18 protein-coding genes are annotated in these 17,310 nt (G+C 41.3%); 10 read left to right on the plus strand and 8 right to left on the minus strand.

The annotated features are described in order from the left end of the window. Positions 1-13: 13 nt before the first annotated feature. On the minus strand, positions 14-421 hold the full coding sequence (locus tag MHB83_RS10085) for a hypothetical protein (protein WP_003211259.1): 408 nt from the start codon (positions 419-421) through the stop codon (positions 14-16). Positions 422-598: 177 nt separating this feature from the next. Between MHB83_RS10085 and MHB83_RS10090 the strand changes: the two genes are divergently transcribed. Then, entirely contained in the window at positions 599-1,882 is a 1,284-nt protein-coding gene (locus MHB83_RS10090; protein WP_342496286.1) for a M48 family metallopeptidase, read from the plus strand. Between the two features lie 40 nt (positions 1,883-1,922). On the opposite strand, the gene MHB83_RS10095 is transcribed toward MHB83_RS10090, so the two are convergent. From MHB83_RS10095 to MHB83_RS10110, 4 genes are all read right to left on the minus strand, one after another. Continuing rightward, on the minus strand, positions 1,923-3,068 hold the full coding sequence (locus MHB83_RS10095; RefSeq protein ID WP_034620013.1) for a S8 family peptidase: 1,146 nt from the start codon (positions 3,066-3,068) through the stop codon (positions 1,923-1,925). Positions 3,069-3,456: 388 nt separating this feature from the next. Continuing rightward, positions 3,457-4,041: a histidine phosphatase family protein gene (locus tag MHB83_RS10100; RefSeq protein ID WP_251191019.1), complete on the minus strand. Its 585-nt coding sequence runs from the start codon at positions 4,039-4,041 to the stop codon at positions 3,457-3,459. 61 nt (positions 4,042-4,102) lie between these two features. Further along, positions 4,103-5,398: a globin-coupled sensor protein gene (locus MHB83_RS10105; RefSeq protein ID WP_003211980.1), complete on the minus strand. Its 1,296-nt coding sequence runs from the start codon at positions 5,396-5,398 to the stop codon at positions 4,103-4,105. A gap of 91 nt (positions 5,399-5,489) precedes the next feature. Continuing rightward, entirely contained in the window at positions 5,490-7,022 is a 1,533-nt protein-coding gene (locus tag MHB83_RS10110) for an FAD-dependent oxidoreductase (protein ID WP_342496287.1), read from the minus strand. A gap of 145 nt (positions 7,023-7,167) precedes the next feature. Here MHB83_RS10110 and MHB83_RS10115 point away from each other — a divergent pair, with 145 nt between their 5' ends. Further along, positions 7,168-8,028 carry an SDR family oxidoreductase gene (locus MHB83_RS10115; RefSeq protein ID WP_342496288.1) on the plus strand — a complete coding sequence of 287 codons (861 nt, stop codon included), beginning with the start codon at positions 7,168-7,170 and terminating at the stop codon, positions 8,026-8,028. A 63-nt stretch (positions 8,029-8,091) separates the two neighbouring features. Here MHB83_RS10115 and MHB83_RS10120 read toward each other — a convergent pair whose 3' ends face one another. Beyond that, positions 8,092-8,322, minus strand: coding sequence for an IDEAL domain-containing protein (locus tag MHB83_RS10120; RefSeq protein ID WP_003210924.1), 231 nt, complete (start codon positions 8,320-8,322; stop codon positions 8,092-8,094). A 288-nt stretch (positions 8,323-8,610) separates the two neighbouring features. On the opposite strand from MHB83_RS10120, the gene MHB83_RS10125 reads away from it, so the two are divergent. The 3 genes from MHB83_RS10125 to MHB83_RS10135 all read left to right on the plus strand — a co-directional run bounded on the left by MHB83_RS10125 (position 8,611) and on the right by MHB83_RS10135 (position 11,252). After that, the gene (locus tag MHB83_RS10125) at positions 8,611-9,189 is read left to right on the plus strand and encodes a competence protein ComK (RefSeq protein WP_003212419.1); all 579 of its coding nucleotides are present in this window, start codon (positions 8,611-8,613) and stop codon (positions 9,187-9,189) included. 158 nt (positions 9,190-9,347) lie between these two features. After that, the gene (locus MHB83_RS10130; RefSeq protein WP_137054823.1) at positions 9,348-10,454 is read left to right on the plus strand and encodes a D-TA family PLP-dependent enzyme; all 1,107 of its coding nucleotides are present in this window, start codon (positions 9,348-9,350) and stop codon (positions 10,452-10,454) included. 315 nt (positions 10,455-10,769) lie between these two features. Further along, positions 10,770-11,252, plus strand: coding sequence for a hypothetical protein (locus tag MHB83_RS10135; protein WP_003211388.1), 483 nt, complete (start codon positions 10,770-10,772; stop codon positions 11,250-11,252). 31 nt (positions 11,253-11,283) lie between these two features. On the opposite strand, the gene MHB83_RS10140 is transcribed toward MHB83_RS10135, so the two are convergent. Further along, complete coding sequence (locus MHB83_RS10140; protein ID WP_342496289.1) at positions 11,284-12,723, minus strand: PLP-dependent aminotransferase family protein; 1,440 nt, start codon at positions 12,721-12,723, stop codon at positions 11,284-11,286. A 144-nt stretch (positions 12,724-12,867) separates the two neighbouring features. On the opposite strand from MHB83_RS10140, the gene MHB83_RS10145 reads away from it, so the two are divergent. The 3 genes from MHB83_RS10145 (at position 12,868) to MHB83_RS10155 (ending at position 15,591) form a co-directional block, all read left to right on the plus strand. After that, entirely contained in the window at positions 12,868-14,037 is a 1,170-nt protein-coding gene (locus MHB83_RS10145) for an MFS transporter (protein WP_310024014.1), read from the plus strand. 64 nt (positions 14,038-14,101) lie between these two features. Beyond that, positions 14,102-14,377 carry a barstar family protein gene (locus MHB83_RS10150; protein ID WP_309216350.1) on the plus strand — a complete coding sequence of 92 codons (276 nt, stop codon included), beginning with the start codon at positions 14,102-14,104 and terminating at the stop codon, positions 14,375-14,377. Between the two features lie 257 nt (positions 14,378-14,634). Next, positions 14,635-15,591 (plus strand): LCP family protein, encoded by a 957-nt coding sequence (locus MHB83_RS10155; protein WP_342496290.1) that lies wholly within the window; start codon positions 14,635-14,637, stop codon positions 15,589-15,591. Positions 15,592-15,659: 68 nt separating this feature from the next. Here the strand turns inward: MHB83_RS10155 and MHB83_RS10160 are convergent, their stop codons facing one another. Next, positions 15,660-16,022, minus strand: coding sequence for a hypothetical protein (locus tag MHB83_RS10160; RefSeq protein WP_003210969.1), 363 nt, complete (start codon positions 16,020-16,022; stop codon positions 15,660-15,662). A gap of 150 nt (positions 16,023-16,172) precedes the next feature. Here MHB83_RS10160 and MHB83_RS10165 point away from each other — a divergent pair, with 150 nt between their 5' ends. Next, the gene (locus MHB83_RS10165) at positions 16,173-16,790 is read left to right on the plus strand and encodes a TVP38/TMEM64 family protein (RefSeq protein ID WP_080772985.1); all 618 of its coding nucleotides are present in this window, start codon (positions 16,173-16,175) and stop codon (positions 16,788-16,790) included. After that, positions 16,790-17,302, plus strand: coding sequence for a signal peptidase I (gene lepB, locus MHB83_RS10170; RefSeq protein ID WP_041815362.1), 513 nt, complete (start codon positions 16,790-16,792; stop codon positions 17,300-17,302). Before MHB83_RS10165 ends, lepB begins: the two co-directional genes overlap by 1 nt. Positions 17,303-17,310: the final 8 nt, after the last annotated feature.

Raw genomic sequence — 17,310 nt, forward strand, 5'->3', positions numbered from 1 at the left:
ATAAAATAAAATTTCAGCCCTTTAGAATCGCTTCTTTTAACTGTTTCTGAAAAGAATTAGACTGTTTTTGATTCAGCTCATAATAAGTCCCATCTACTAAAAAAACGACCTGCGAACGGTTTGTCCAAAGCTGAAAGGTGGTGCCGTTTGTTCGGCCGTACATCACCTTGGCGATATAATCTGGTTTCTTTAAATTTTTCTTGAGATGATTGCTTGTTTGTTTGCCTTTGTTTAATTCTTCTATTAAGTCTTCTGCTGTGTCCTTATCATCTATTTCATAAGAAGTGGACTCGTTTTCAGATGAAAGGAGCAATTTTTCAGCTCGATTCTCATCAAAAATTTCGCTCGTCCGGCTGAATACATAAAAGAAGGTAATAAGTAAAAGTCCAAAGATCACAACTCCTGCAAGGATTTTCTTCATTTCGATCCTCCAACTCTCTATTTTATATGTAGCATCTCCGATTTTCGAGTAGCATAATCATTTTTTTCGTGAAAGCTTTTTCAGATAGGGCATGCTATGATGGAGCCACATGAGACAGGTTCTAAACAAAATAATGGATGATTAGAATAGAGAGAGGGATGGAAAGGAGGCTGACCTGTGCGAGTACGTAAATGGGTAGCTCTTGCAACGGTAGCATACATATTGTACGGTCTTTTTATTTATTCTTATTTGTTTCTATTTGGGGATGTAGCGGTTCCTGACAGTGTAAAAGGAACAAGTGCAGATCCGCATACCTTTATGACAAGCCATGAGCTTGTCATCAGCGAGAATTTCTCGAGATTACGTAACTTGCTATTTTTCATGACAATTCCATTAGATTGGTATGTCTTTTTTCTTCTGCTCATTTCAGGGTTTTCACGAAAATTAGCAGACTGGAGCCTGGCAGCAGCTCGTTTCACATTTTTAAGTAAACTTGTATATGTGTTTGTGCTGTCGCTTTTGACAATGCTGATTTCACTTCCCATTAAGTGGATTGGTTATCAGCTGTCTTTGCACTACGGAGTATCTGCTCAAAGTACGGCAAGCTGGTTGAAAGATCAAATACTGGATTTCTGGATTCAATATCCGCTTCTTGCCCTATGTGCTATTGTATTCTTTTGGCTTATTCAAAAAAGAAGAAAGCGCTGGTGGCTGTATGCCTGGTGTTTGACAGTTCCATTCACGCTATTTCTCTTCTTTATACAGCCGGTCGTCATTGATCCGTTATATAACAATTTTTATCCACTAAAGGATCAAACTCTTGAGAACAAGATCTTAACACTTGCAGACAAAGCTCATATCCCGGCAGGTCATGTATATGAGGTCAATATGTCTGAGAAAACGAACACGATGAATGCTTATGTCACAGGAATTGGTGAAAATAAGCGTATTGTGTTATGGGATACGACACTGCAAAAGCTGAAAGATCGCGAAATTTTATTTATCATGGCACATGAAATGGGACATTACGTCATGAAGCATGTCTATATAGGATTAGCAGGATATCTAGTACTGTCACTTGCGGGATTTTTTGCGATCGACCGTCTCTATTTTTATTTCTATCGTAAAGGAGCAGTTCTATTTCGGCTGAGGGAGCCGCGCGACATCGCTGCTCTTCCGCTTCTTTTCATGATTGTATCGATGCTGTCATTTGCAGCATCACCTTTTACAAATGCAGTTTCAAGACATCAAGAACGTGCAGCTGATGAGTATGCGCTAAACTTGACAAAAGACGGAGAGGCAGGGGTGACGTCTTTTCAAAAGCTTGCAAAATCAGGGCTGTCTCAGGTGAATCCGCCACTTTTAGTGAAGGTCTTCCGCTACGGGCACCCAACTATGATGGAGAGAATCATGGAAATGGAAAAAGCAGCGGAAAAAGAGGAAACGTCGAGGAAGCAATAAATAAAAAAATCCGGCTGTATTAGCCGGATTTTTTTATTGTTTAGTTAGAAGCCGCTTGAACGTTGATTAACCCTTTTCCGTAATAGAAGGAGTTACCAAGCGGTGTTGCTGTGTTTTCTAAGCGCTGGCGAACCTGAGAAGTTGATAGATTCGGGTACTTAGAAAGGATAAGCGCTGCTGCTCCTGCTACATGAGGAGACGCCATAGACGTTCCAGTATAAGATGTGTATCCACTGCTTGGTACTGTACTTAAAATAGAAGTACCAGGTGCAGAAACATCTAATTCAGGACCTGCGCTAGAAGACGAATTTCTGACATTGTTGCTGTTTACATTGGCAACGGCAATGGTAGAATCATATTTTGCTGGATAGCCAACTGTACTAGTAGAACCAGTGGAACCTGAGTTACCTGCAGCCGCCACAACAACGACTCCGCGGTTATTCGCTGTATCAACGGCATTTTTAAGCGCTGTTGAACCATTCGGTCCGCCTAAGCTCATGTTGATGACATCCATATTATTGGCTACTGCCCATTCAATACCGCTAATAATCCAGCTATATTGTCCGTCGCCATAGCGGTCTAATACTTTAACAGCATATAGGGAAGCACTTGGAGCGACCCCAAGAACACCAATTGTGTTATCAAGGGCAGCAATGGTTCCGGCTACGTGAGTTCCATGTGATTGAAAGTCTTGGGTGGCATTTGGCTCTGAAGGGACGAAGCTGGCACCGCCTGCAACATTTAAGTCAGGGTGGGCAGCGTGGATGCCCGTATCAAGGACAGCTACTTTGACATTAGCCCCTTTATAACCTTGAGCGTGTACAGCTGGAGCTTTGATTTGAGGGATTCCATAAGGGACGGTTTGTGCATATGCTTCTGCTTTGTGGTCTTCTTCTACGTAAGCAATGCTAGGGTCATGTTCAAGTTTTTTTGCGGCTTGTTCGGACATCTTTACTTGTGCGGCATTAATGAGACGATATTGCTTTTCTAGTTTTCCACCATTTTGAGTGACGGCTTGTTTCTTAGAGCTGTTTGTAGTGGCAGAGGCTTTAAAGCCAACAATATAGCTCTTTTCACTATCTGACTTTGAGACCGTCTCGGCATTTGCCATGGAGCCTCCAAACCCTGCTGAAAACAGAAGAGGGACAGCCAATAAAACACTTGTCATCACATTTTTCTTTTTCACGCACAATCCACATCCCTTTTTTCTTATTTCAGAATAATCATCCGTAGTCTATAAGAATGATCCGTTTGACTATTCTGTATATTCAGTTTAAGGGAAGTAGGCAAATAAGAGTAGACCCGAATTTTTGTGAAAGTCCTAGCGAAAATTGGGGAATTAAGTCACTTGGAAATAATGGTAAAATATGTTTATTCTACTATTTCAGTGGTTATCTATTAAAAAGGAAATGTGCTTTTTTTCTTATGATCCATTTTCGGAGAAATATTCGATACCCGAAAAGCCTTAAAATAGGTAGAAATGTCTAGCATCTATTTCGAATTTCGATATAAAAAAATACTATTTTATCATTGTTTTTGTCATTTAAAAAGAACCTGTTTACATAACAGGTTCTTTAAATAGGAGAGGATTGAGTTAAATGGCTGACCACGTTGTAATCAAGCACCTTCCATTTACCATCTTTCCATTCCACATAATTTAAGCAAGCATTGACGAGCCTCGTGTTCTCAAGACCAAGATGTTCATCCGCTAAGGTGGTGAGTAAAGCATGGATGGCAGCGCCGTGTGCCACGATCAGGACTTGTTGATTCGGATAGGCTGCTCTAACTTTCTCAATGCCTTCTACCATTCGATCCTGAATCGCTTCAAGCGGCTCCATATTTGGATACTGTTTATCTGGAAAAAGCTTTTGGCGCTCCTCAAATGACATGCCTTCAGCATCGCCATAATCACGCTCAATGAAATCATCCATGATGACAAGAGGCGCATCTATATGTTTTAAAATCAAGTGTGCTGTTTCTTTTGCCCTTGTGAGTGGACTGGAAATGACAACATCCCAATGGGCATCCTTCAAATAAAGACCCGTTTGTTCAGCCTGCCATTTACCAGTATCATTTAAAGGGATATCTGTTCGTCCTTGAATTCGTTTCGCTGCATTCCAATCTGTTTCCCCGTGCCTGACTAGGCAAATTGTTGTCAATCAAATCCCGCCTTTTCTATCTTTTCTTCTATTATACTAAAGCAGAAGAAAAAAGACTGGATTAGCGATTTGTGAGACTTGTTAAGGATTCGACTGAGCTGGCAACTTGAGAAACCGTTTGTTTGACTTCCTTCAATTCGTTCAGGAAGGTTTGAAGGTCTATTTCAATTTTTCCATTTTGATTTTTGCTTAAGTTCATGCTGCTGACGATATCATCGAAGAGCGAATTGATTTGAGTCATTTTTTCTTTACTATCTGTCACGAGTAAATTCACGTCCCCAATGTGCTGAGACACAATGGAGATTTGTGAATTGGTATTGTTGACGAGTTCAGATACGGTTGAAACCGTTTTCTTTGTGTCCTCTGATAATTTACGAACCTCGTTTGCGACGACAGCAAAGCCTTTCCCGTGTTCGCCTGCTCGTGCAGATTCGATGGAAGCATTTAAAGATAACAAGTTCGTCTGCTCTGCAATGCCTGTGACAATCCCAAAGATTTGTTCAATCTGTTTGGCGATTTCTTCTAAACGCTTAATTTCTGTTTCAATCTTTGTCATGCTGCCATCAATTTGGTTCATTTGTGTTTGTTGAATCTCTAATTCTTTTTTACCGCCAATCGATTTTTCCTCGACCTGTGCTGAAATTTGCGTGCCAGCTTGCGACATGTCTGCCATCTCATCAGATTTTGATACAAGCTTGTCCACGGCATTTGTTGTGTTTGAGAAGAGAGAAGCAAGTGAATTTGATGTTTCTGTGATTTTTGTATGGAGCTCCTGCTGCTGCTGTTCTGCTTCATCACGAATTTTAGAATATTCATTTTGGAATGTATCAAGGACAAGCTGCTGCTCTAAATTTAAGATTTTTGTCGTCGCTTTGACTGCTGTCTGATATTCTTTGAAATCTTGGATATGCTGAGCAAATAAATCCATAATTGATAGCAGAAGGTCCTGGAATGCAGCCATATACCACTTAGGCTGGAGGCCAATCCGTAAATGAACTTGCGCAATTTTAATTCGTTTTGCCACATAGGCTTCATCAACCACACCTGCAAACATTTCACTAATATGAATGCGGAGTGTTTTTTTCAAACGGTCGACAGAACTATTATCTTGAATGATATGCATCAAGGAAGATTCGACTTCTAAATTTTTATAAAATTTATCAACGATACGTGCAATATCCTCCTGAACAATTGGATTGAGCTGTTTTAGAATAAATAGGTCATGCTGCGTCAGATCTATCATTTTAATTTGTTTCGCGATATCCGTATTGTCAGAAAAGTTGATACGTTTTATCCCATCATCCTGCTGTGTGAAAAAAGCAGTGTTTTTTCTTTTCGTCTCTTTTTTAAATAACAATGTTTTTGTCCCCCTATAATCATCACAAATTATCAGACTTTATATTATCTATCGGATAATATTGGATTTTTTAAAGGGGATCAGTAAAATTTTACTGTTCTTTATAAGACCTTTTTAGTGGTTTCTTTGCTGGGCCTTCTACTACCTCTCCAGTAATGGAGAAACGTGAACCGTGACACGGGCAATCCCAAGTGCGGTCGCTATTATTCCAAGCGACTTCACAGCCTAGGTGAGTACACGTTGTATCGACAAGAAAGATATTCCCATCCTCTGATTTAAAGGCGCCGCATTTTTTATGCTCGTACGATACAATGCCGCCTTCACCTGGCTTTAAATCATCAATGGTTTGATCGGTTCGTTTTAATTTACCACTGATCAGCTTGGTAGCGACATTGCTGTTTTCTTTAACGAAATCTTTGACGAAAGAATCAGAAACAGGTCTTGATGGCGTAAAAATGGATTCGTATGGATTCGATTTTCCTTCAATCAAATCACCGATAAGAGTAGCTGCCGCGTGGCTTGTCGTCATGCCCCATTTTCTAAAACCGGTCGCAACGAAGATATTTTGATGGTGCTTGGTTAGGCGGCCAATGTAAGGGATTTGATCCATTGTGACCATATCGTGTGTCGACCAGCGATACAGCACCTCTTCAATTCCAAGGGTAGCGTCTCCAAACCTTTCTAGTCCTTCATAGTGAGCAGATTCATCCCCGCCTTGACCAGTTTTATGACCTTCTCCTCCGATGAGAACGACTTCCTCACCATGCCATTCTGTCGTTCTTAAAGAATGAGCAGGCTGGTCGATCCCTAAGTACATTCCATCTGGGAGCGGCTTCGTTGTTTTGGCTGCTACCACATAAGATTGCTCTGGGTGAATGCGCGTGAAATAAAGTCCCTTTCCATCATAAAAAGGAAAGTGCGAACAGGATATGATATAGCGGCCTGTCAGGTGATGGTCGTCTTTTGTGACGACAGCAGGGCGGTTTCCTTCTTTTACGTCAACAGCAGTTGTCTGTTCATAAATACGTACACCACGCTCTAGGAGCTGGTCAATGAGTGCATTGAGATAATGAAGGGGATGGAACTGTGCCTGCTGCGTCATTGCTAGGGCAGCCTTGATGTCAGCATCAAAAGGAAGCGCTGTTTTCCATCCCCGATCAATCCCAAGCTGTTTGTAGGCATCTAATTCCTTTTTTAATTTTTTTACACCGCTTTCTTCCTTTGTATAAAGGTACGCATCCTTGACTTCTAGCTGACAATCGATGTCGTACTTTTGGACGCGAGCTTGAATTAGCTCTTTTGCTTTCTCATTTGCTTCTACATACAAACGGGCTTTGGGCATACCAATTTGCTGGATCAGTTCATGGTAATAAACATCGTGCTGTGAGGTAATCTTAGCTGTCGTATGTCCGGTCGTACCTTGCAGCAGTTGATCAGCATCAATGATGATGACATCCAGCCCGCGTTCTGTCATTTCAAACGCGGTAGCGATACCGGTAATACCACCGCCTACAATGATGACATCTGCTGTGAGATCCTCATCTACTGTAGGAAAAGAATGCTTTTGACTATCCGCTATCCATAACGATTTTGCCTGTTCCAATCCTTTATGTTCTTGCTCCATACTGTCGCCTCCAGTTAGTGACTTATTGTGTATAATTTTTCCACAATGAAGAAAATCATACATTTGAAAGGAAACTAGTCTGGCATACATAAAAAAATAGCCAACACATAAAAATAAACAAGATAAAAGGAAGGAGTGGTCAGACGTGTCAACAAAGCAGCCGAAGAAAACATTGCCGCCTCAGCATCAAAGTGAGCGTCCAGGTCTTGAATATAAAATGAATCCAAGGCCTGTTTTTGATCGAGAGGTGCCGAATAAAAAATTAGCAGGGAAAACAGCCATTGTGACAGGTGGGGACAGCGGGATCGGAAGAGCAGTCTCGGTCTTATTTGCGAAGGAAGGCGCCAATGTCGCCATTGTTTACTTGAGTGAGCACCGCGATGCAGAGGAAACGAAGGACTATATTGAAAAGGCGGGAGGTCGCGTCATTTTAATTGCAGGTGATTTAGGAGATGAGGCGTTTTCAAATGAGGTCGTCAAAAAAACGAAGGATGATTTCGGTTCCATAGATATTTTGGTGAACAATGCCGGGGAACAGCATCCGCAAAAAAGCATTGAACAGATTACCTCACATCAGCTTCTTCGAACATTTCAAACGAATATTTTTGCCATGTTTTACTTAACAAAAGCGGTACTTCCTCATTTGAAAAAAGGAAGCAGTATCATTAATACCACATCTGTCACAGCCTATAAAGGGCATGAAACCTTGATCGACTATTCATCTACAAAAGGGGCAGTCGTGACATTTACGAGATCATTATCTTTATCGCTCATTAAGCAAGGGATTAGAGTAAACGGGGTAGCTCCGGGACCCATTTGGACACCCCTCATTCCATCGACCTTTACGGAAAAGGAAGTCTCTGAATTTGGCGGAGATGTTCCAATGGAGCGTCCTGGTGAGCCAGTAGAGCTTGCGCCGAGCTATTTATTTTTAGCGAGCGAAGACTCCTCTTATATAAATGGACAAATCCTGCATGTCAATGGCGGAACCATTTTAAATGGATAAACAAAAAACTTGCGGTAAAGAGACGAGTTGCTGCCCTCTTTGCCGCAAGTAAAATCATCATGATTAATGTAAGCAGTGTTCTGCATATTGAGCTGACAGGTCGTTGAATCGTTTTTCATCACGCTGATCCAGTGCCTTATCAATCTCTTCTCTAAGGAAGGTTAAGCGCTGTTTATAAAGCGCCTCATCTAAAACCATTTGAATATAGATGTCTAAAATCGTCACGCCGTTTTCTTCGGTTTTTTGGGTGTTGCGGGACTTCATGAGCTCAGCATACGTTTTTTTCTCTTTCATAAAGAATCCCCCCGATGCCTTTTTTATAGTATATGGATTGGCGAAGAAAAAATCAACAAGAATTTATAATTTTTAGACAATTTATTTTTGAGCGAAATCGACACCTCTTGTCCAATCGACACGATGTGATATATCTTAAAAAAGGCTTTTCGATAGATCGAATGGACTAAATAATACGATAAAAAAATGATTTTTAATAAATTTTGAAAAAATCCTGTCGTTTCTTATATGTTGGTGATAGATTAATAGTATCTAAAATAACCAAAAATTAACACAGGAGGAAATGAAGTGTCAGGAATTAGTGAAACACCTTTAGATTCATACGTCATTAATCAAACAACAATGGCGATCCTTCCAGTTGAAGAAGGAAAAAGAGTATATTCAAAAGTCATAGAAAGAGAGACAAGCTTTTACGTTGAATTAAAACCTCTGCAAATTATTGAACGCAGCTGCCGATTCTTCGGCTCAAGCTATGCAGGCAGAAAAGCGGGAACATATGAAGTAACAGGAATATCTCATAAGCCTCCAATTGTGATTGACTCATCCAATCATCTGTATTTCTTCCCAACCTATTCATCCAACCGTCCTCAGTGCGGCTGGATCTCCCACAAATACATTCATACCTTCCAGGAATCATCCCTCGGAGACACGGTGGTCATCTTTACAAATGAGCAAACCGTCAAACTCGATGTCTCATATAAGTCATTTGAGAGTCAGGTGCACAGAACAGCGTATCTCCGAACGAAATTTCAAGATCGCCTTGATGGTGGTCTTCCTAAAAAACAAGAATTTATGCTGTATCCAAAGGAACAACAGCTCAACCTTGTATACGATTTTATATTAAGGGAGCTTCGGAACAGATATTAACTAAAACCAGCGGCAGCCCAGCCGCTGGACTCCTTATGTTTAGCATATCGTCTTACTTTCTCGAAGAAAAAAACATTGAAAATTATATAACAAATTATATAATTTAAGTACAACGTATAAAATTTTATATAATGAGCGACAAAAAAGGGGATATGATGATGACTTATGATGAACTAGATACACCGGCGCTATTAATTGATAAACAGGTGATGATGGAGAATCTAGCTGCTATGCAGCAATATGCGGACCGTCAGCAAGTCAAACTGCGTCCTCATACGAAAACACATAAAACACCTGGTCTTGCGAAGGTGCAGGAGGAGATGGGCGCATCTGGCTTAACTGTAGCGAAAGTAGGGGAAGCAGAAGTGATGGCGGCGCATGGGCTAACAGATATCTTTATCGCCAATCAAATTGTAGGTGAGACAAAGCTGAAGCGAATTCGAAAGCTGGCAGAGTCGATACACATTTCATTTGGAATAGATTGTGTAGAGCATGTGCATCAAATTGAAGATGTCTTTCGTGGAGCAGAGAAAAAAGCGGAGGTTTTAATTGAGATAGAGGTTGGAGAAGAGAGGTCTGGTGTCATTGAAGAGAGTGATTTCCGTCAAATCTTGCAGGCGATAAAAACATGTGAGTTCGTTCATTTAAAAGGGATTTTTTCTCATGATGGTCATACATACAAGGCGGAAAGTAAAGCGCATTGTCAGACATTATATGAAGACGCTGTGAATCGAACGCTTCGATTTGCACAGATTGCAAAAGAATCAGGCATGCTGCTAGAGGTAGTGAGCATAGGATCAACACCACCGTTCTTATTTCAATTTGATATTCCAAAGGGAGTGACCGAAATCCGCCCAGGCACATACATCTTCATGGATGCCTCTCAGTCCAATGTGATCGGCACTTTTTCACATTGTGCAGCAGCCGTCCTGACGACGGTGATTAGTAAGCCAACAAATACTCGTGTCATTACAGATGTTGGAGCCAAAGGGCTCACGGCTCAAACCCGTACAAAAGGGCTGACGAAAACAAAGGGACTAGGCAAGGTAAAAGACTTTGATGATGTATTTGTTTCCAGTGTATTTGATGAGCATGCCATCATTTATCACGAAGGCTTCCGTCAGACTGTCCAGATCGGTGAGAAGGTGCAAATCATTCCAAATCATATTTGTCCCGCTGTCAATCTTCATGAAAAAGCCTATCTCATCCAAGATGGTGAAGTAGTCGAAGAGCTTGACATTGCTTGTAAAGGTAAACTTCAATAAATCAACAGGACAAGGCGACTTCGTTGGGGCATCATTATGATGACACGAGAACATCCACCATGCACATGAATTTGTTGAAACCAAATCCATATATCCAGTCGTCTATTGAGTGTGTATCGGTAGACTGTCCACCAAATGACAGAGAAATGTGGATCCTTAGACGTATTTTCAAGCAATTATTCATAAATCACAGAAGTGACACGAGCCGTCTGTTACAATAAAAGAAATCATTTCTTGCAAAGTGTTCGTATGTGGTAAAGGATCCTCCTATTTTGACCGATATGAACGAATGGGAATAAGAAATGGAGGCTCTGTATGAAAAAACAATCGCAATTGCTGCTGCTATTCACCTTGATAGTGACCTTACTAGCAGCCTGTCAGCAAGCAGGTCAATCGCCTTCAAAACAAGACACAAAAGAAGCTGCGTATGAACAATGGGTTCAGCGTTATATGGATGAGTTAAATGAAGCTTATGAAAACATGACCGACCAATTTATTTCAGATGGACAGGGAAAGATCCAAGTAAATAAAAAATTGAAAAAGGCGACGAAAGCCTTTGATCGTGTGATTCAAAAGGGGCTTGCTCATCAAGAAATTCCAGCCGCTTATCAAAAGGCAGATGAACAATTAAAGACAGGTCTTCATTCATTTGAAAAAGGAATTGGTCAGGTGGAGCAGCTATTAAAGCGCCCAGATCAAGAAAAGCTGTTTATTTCCGCTACTCATCATCTACAAGATGGATTGCAGAGGGCAGCTGCATTTATTGAAGAAGTCGGCCGCATTCAGCAATCAACGTAAAAAGCTTGGAAGGCGGACTTCCAGGCTTTTTTTACATATAAAGTATTTGCTTTAAGCGGCGCACACCTTCTTGAATCATGTTTTCGTCCGTACAAGCAAAGCCTAGCAGTAATCCCTTTCGATTGCTCTCAAAACAATAAGGACTTAATGGATAAATGCCAATACCTGCTGCTTTTGCTGCCTCAATACTGCCTTTTTCGTCAAAGTTTGGCGCTCCTTCCAAAAAGACATGAAGACCCGTATCTGTTCCATAAATATGAAAGTGCTTGTCAAATTGTTGTGTTAAAAGGGCATCCATAATGGCAGCCTGTCTTTTTTTATATAGCTGTCTCATTCGCCTGACATATCGCGTAAATTCTCCTTCTCTGAAAAAAGAGGCGAGTGTGATCTGTTCCATAATGGGCAGCTGTCTTTGAATGAGTGATTGCAAGGAAGCGATTTCTTTTATGACCGCTTTGGAGCCGATAATGGCAGCAAGGCGGATGCCTGGTGCCAGCACTTTGGAGAAGCTTAAGATATAAATCACATGGTCGGGTGCTTCTGAAAATAAGGAAGGAAGCGGTCCGCCATGATAACGATAATCTCCATCAAAATCATCCTCTAGTATATAAGACTGATGACTGACGGCAAATTTTAGCAGCTGCTGCCTTCTGCTCACACTCATACATACACCGGTTGGATGCTGATGGGAGGGCGTCACCGCAATCAGCTTTGTTTTTCGTGGTAATGTATTCACCATGATCCCTTCTTCATCGACGGGCGCGGGATAAATGTTCATTTCACGATGCATAAAGGAAAGCCTTGCTCCAGGAAAGCCTGGATCTTCAACAGCTACTGTATCGCCTTTTTTAAGCAATACCTGTGAAATCAAATCAATGGCTTGCTGCGTGCCTCCTGTTAACATGATTTGATCTTCTTCTACATCGATGCCGCGTTCTACTGATAAGTATTGGCGTATTTCTGAACGTACTTCCCATAAACCATGCGGGGAGGAATAGCCCCAATCTTTCATCTCTAATCGCTGTAATGCTTTTGTGAGCGAGCGTTTCCATATGTTTTGGAAATGTTCATCGATGGCTGGTTCCTGATGACGAAAATCAATATCAAGCTTCTCATGAAATTGATTGGCCGACAGCCAGTGGTTCATTTGTTTCTCCGCCTCTTGAAAGTGTGGTCTTACCGGAAGAGGAAAAGGCGGCTCACCTTGATGGGGAGTGGAGGCCGCATAGTGATCACTTGAAATGACCTTCGTACCGCCTCTTCTAGATGTGCTGACATATCCTCTTGCCAGCAGTTCATCATAAGCAAGCTGTATAGTTGATCTTGATACATTGAGCTCCTGTGCTAATACGCGTGTCGGTGTTAACTGATCATCGGGGTTCAGTTTTTTGGAATGAATTTGTTGAATGATCTCAGTCACGATTTGCTGCCAGAGCGGGGTAGTACTTGAGCGGTCTAAATAAATATACATCGGACACCTTCTCTCATTGTCACATATAACATGATGATGACACGGGAATATGGAGTGGTCAATAGCATCGTTTTTGGATATAGGAAGTAAGCCAAAAGGTGTGTACACTGTTCTCATATGCTTATGACTAGAGGAGAGAGTGAAATGATCCCTGCAGCTAAAGAAGAAACCGCACACCTATCCATCATTCCATTTATATTCGTTTTATTTGGTCTTTTTATGATTACAACCGCAGTGAATCTGCAGGTGCCCCTTTATACGTTGTATGCCGAACAAGCAGGGTACGGAAAGGCGGCTACAGCCCTTGTATTTGCTGCATATGTCTTCGGACTGATTCCAGTTTTACTTTTTCTTGGCGGGATATCTGACCGGGCTGGACGCAAACCGGTTTTATTGGTCGCACTTAGTTTTTCGTTATGTGCTACCTTATTGATGATCGTACATCCTACCATTCAGATGCTCTTTTTGGCGCGGCTGCTGCAAGGGGTGGGGCTTGGCCTGAGTGTTGGCACATGCACTGCTTATTTGATTGCTTTATATCCAGAAAAATCAAGCTGGATTCCAACTTTTATTGCGTTATGCAGTTCGATTGGCTTTGGGGGCGGTGCTCTTTTTACGGCACTTCTTTCTTTTCAGTATGTGACGCTTGCGCCGCTTAGTTATTGGATTGTGATGGGCTTTTTAATCCTAACGATCGTGGGTGTCTTCTTTTTCGTTCCGCCTGTACAAGGAGATGCAGATAAACCGATGATGAACATGCCAACATTTCCAAAAGGAACAATGCCAGCGAATGCAGCGATTGCTGTCGCGTGGTCAGTGTGTGGCCTTGTGATTTCGGTTTTGCCAGCACAGCTTAAATTGAATGGATATGAATTATGGGTAGGGCCGGCACTGTTTTTGATTAATATGTCAGGTGTCCTGATGCAGCCTTTTGTTCGCAAAATGAATAGCAGAGCAGCGCTCCTTGCCGGATTTATCTGTCTTCCATGTGGATACGGTCTCTTGCTATTTGGAGCAAATGGTGGGTCAATCATTCTTGTGCTTGCCGGAACGATGCTTGCGGGTACTGCCTGCTATGGATTTACTTATTTAGGCGGTCTTCAGCTTATTGTCGAGCGGGGAAAAAAGGAGGCAGCTAGAGCCGTTGCCGGGTTTTATTTGTTTGCCTATTTAGGTCTGGGTCTTCCAAGTGTTTTTGTCGGACTCTTCGCTGATCTGTTCGGAACTCAGGTGGTGTTAACCGTCTTTTTCTTGGTCGTTTTGGCAGCTTGTCTCATCCTTTTGATGTCAAGTGTCAGACAGAAACAAAAGTGAGGAGTCTTGCTTTCTCTTTTGCCTTCCATTCGTTTAAAATAAAGGCATGAGAGGGGAAGATGACATGAAAAAAGTGCAGCTGGACGGCGCGTCGTGCAGGTCGCAAGAAGAGCTTCATGACCAACTAAAAACAGTTTTACACCTTCCTGACTACTACGGGAAAAATCTCGATGCCCTATGGGACTGTTTGACAGGAGAAGTAAATCTGCCAGTAGAGTTGACATGGGTGAATTTTGACACGAGCAAGGACGCTCTTGGCGAGTATGCAGAAAGCGTAAAGCAGTTATTTCAAGAAGCAGAAGAGGAATTGAAGGGACAATTTCAAGTGAGTTTTCAATAATGGTGAAAAAGCAGCCGACATTAGAGGCTGCTTTTTTCTGAATTTTCTTCTGCGATGATATGGATGTAGACAATGCTAACTATACGGAATCATTTAAAAAGAACACTACCGGCAGATTAAAAGATTGAGTTATCTGAGTTTTAAATTTTTTTAATTGTGGATTCATAAAAATATGTTGCGTGCAGGAAACTTTCGTTAAAATATGTTATAGTGGAACCTACATTGATAGACTAAGATAGAGTGAGGGTTCGGAAAGGATGAAGGAGAAAACAAGATCAAAAAGAAGGCTGAGACCTTGGGTGAAAGTCGTGCTGTTTATCATGGCATTTGTCATGGTGATGGCAATATCTGTGACAGGATATGCTTACTATAAAATTTCAAAAGCGTCGAATAAGGCGCAAGTGTCATTAGAAAGAGGAGACACCTCGCAAAAGCGTGTGAAAGCTTTTGATCCAGGAAAGGACAGCTTCTCGGTCCTGCTGCTTGGAATTGACAGCCGTCCAGGTGAAACGGTAGACGAAGCAAGAAGTGATGCGGTCTTACTGGCGGCTGTGAACCGAACAGAGAAAACCATCAAGCTCCTCAGTATTCCTCGTGATTCTTATGTAGATATTCCGGGAAGAGGATATGATAAAATCGCCCACGCCCATGCGTTTGGGAGTGCAGATTTGTCAGTCAAAACGGTCGAAAACCTGCTGAACATTCCTGTAGACTATGTGATTTCAGGGAACTTTAAGGCGTTTCAAGACATTGTAAATGAGCTAAACGGAATTGACGTAACGATTGAAGATGAAGGTATCGCAAAACAAATGGAAAAGGATTCAAAAGGGAAAGTTCATGTGCAAACAGGAACACATACGTTAAATGGTGAAGAAGCATTAGCCTTTGTGAGAACAAGAAAGGCAGACAGTGACCTTATGCGCGGGAAGCGCCAAATGGAAGCACTTCAAGCCATCTTTGAAAAATCTAAATCCATTTCTTCGATCCCATCCTATGACAACATCATTGATACACTTGGTGACAATGTTTCAACCAATCTGTCCATGAAGCAGTTTATCGGTCTTTTCCCGTTATTGAGCTCATTGACATCAGTAGATACCATTCAGCTAAAGGGCCATGATTATCAGCCTGGGAATGTGTATTACTTTGAGTTAGATGGCGCTGGATTAGAAGAAGTGAGAACAGAGCTGAGAGAACAGCTTGAATTATCATAAATAAGAAGGAGCCTGCCGCTGTGGCAGGCTTTTTGCTTTGAATGGGGAAGCGCGACAATGAAGCCAATTCAATTCGCTTGATGAAGAAAATACCGAGTCAGTAGTTCCTCTACCCGGTGACGTATACGTGGATTAAAGTATTTATGTTTTTCTTCATAGCCATCCATGATAAATAGATACGTTGTAAATCCTTCATCGTGTTCGATTTGCTGTACCTTCATTTTTTCTTTACGTAAATGCTGCTTTAGTTCATAAAGTGCTTTCTGTGCTTCCTTTAAGGCGGAGGTCACAAGCTGAATGTATGGTTCATTTAGTTTAAATGTTTGATGTTGTTTTAAGTGAGTCAAATCACGATTGAGGATGGAGACGACCATTGGAAGAAAGATGGCCTGTTCCATCATCTGAAGCTGTATTCTTGATAGTCTCGTCATGTCCAAGCCTGCTTTCTTTCTTGATAGAACACATGTTCTTATTTATTATACCGAATGAGTCAAATAATCTCAAGGGGGGGATTCATTTGTATATTTTTATGTTTTCCATGTAAAATGAAAAGTAGACAAACCTTGAAGGAGTCAAACAAGTTGACATCATTTCTTTCCCTATTTACTCACGAAAATATCACATCATTTTTTGAGAGCTACAAGGCCTTTGGACCGATTGTGGCCATATTGCTCCCTTTAATAGAAGCATTTCTTCCGTTTTTACCACTCGTTGCGTTTGCTGTAGCGAATGCAAATGCATTCGGCCTTTGGGAAGGATTTTTATTGACCTGGATTGGCGCAAGTGCAGGGTCTATTCTTGTCTTTTTACTGATCAGAAAATTTGGACAGATGAGAATGCTCAACTTTATCAGCAGGCATCCTTCCATTAAAAAATTGATGCTTTGGGTGGAAAAGCGGGGGTTTGGTCCATTATTTATTTTACTTTGCTTTCCTTTCACGCCCTCTGCTGCCGTCAATGTTGTAGCGGGTTTATCAAGAATTAGCTTTTGGCAATTCTCATTAGCTACTTTATCTGGTAAGTGTGTCATGCTTTTTATCATTAGTTTTATTGGTTATGATCTTTCTGCTTTAGTTAAGAATCCGTTAAGAAGTGTTTTTGCGGTTCTAGTTATTGCGTTATTATGGTATGTTGGAAAGAGAGTAGAAAATAGGTTAAACATTCGAATGAGCAAACGTGAGGACAAAGGAGGCTCTTAATGAAAAAGAAGCCATTGCTATGGTTGATGATTATTACAGGCATCGTCTTATTGTTCCAAGTCAAGAATTTCATGTTTGTCACGTACAAAGTAGAAGGGGTTAGTATGGACCCAACTTTTACAGATGGAACAGAATTATTAATCAATAAGTTCTCGCCAAAACTCACGAAAATTAGCCGGTTTGATTATGTGTTATTTCACGGCCCTAAAAATCAAATCTTGATCAAGCGAGTCATTGGACTCCCAGGAGAAACGATCAAGTATGAAGATGATCAGTTATTTGTCGATGGTGAAAAAAAGAAGGAACCTTATTTAAAAGAGCAGAAACAACATAAAATGGGGAACGTTCTGACAGGGGATTTTCAGCTGAAAGCCATCACAGGAGACGATAAAATCAAAAACAATCATTACTTTGTGGTCGGAGATAACCGAATACATAGCTTCGACAGCCGGCATTTTGGCACCATTTCAAAGGATCAAGTTGTCGGTGTTAAAAGAAATACCAGCGAATAAAAAAAGGC

The sequence above is a fragment of the Bacillus sp. FSL K6-3149 genome, from assembly GCF_038630515.1.
GTDB classification, from domain to species: Bacteria; Bacillota; Bacilli; order Bacillales; family Bacillaceae; genus Bacillus; species Bacillus pumilus.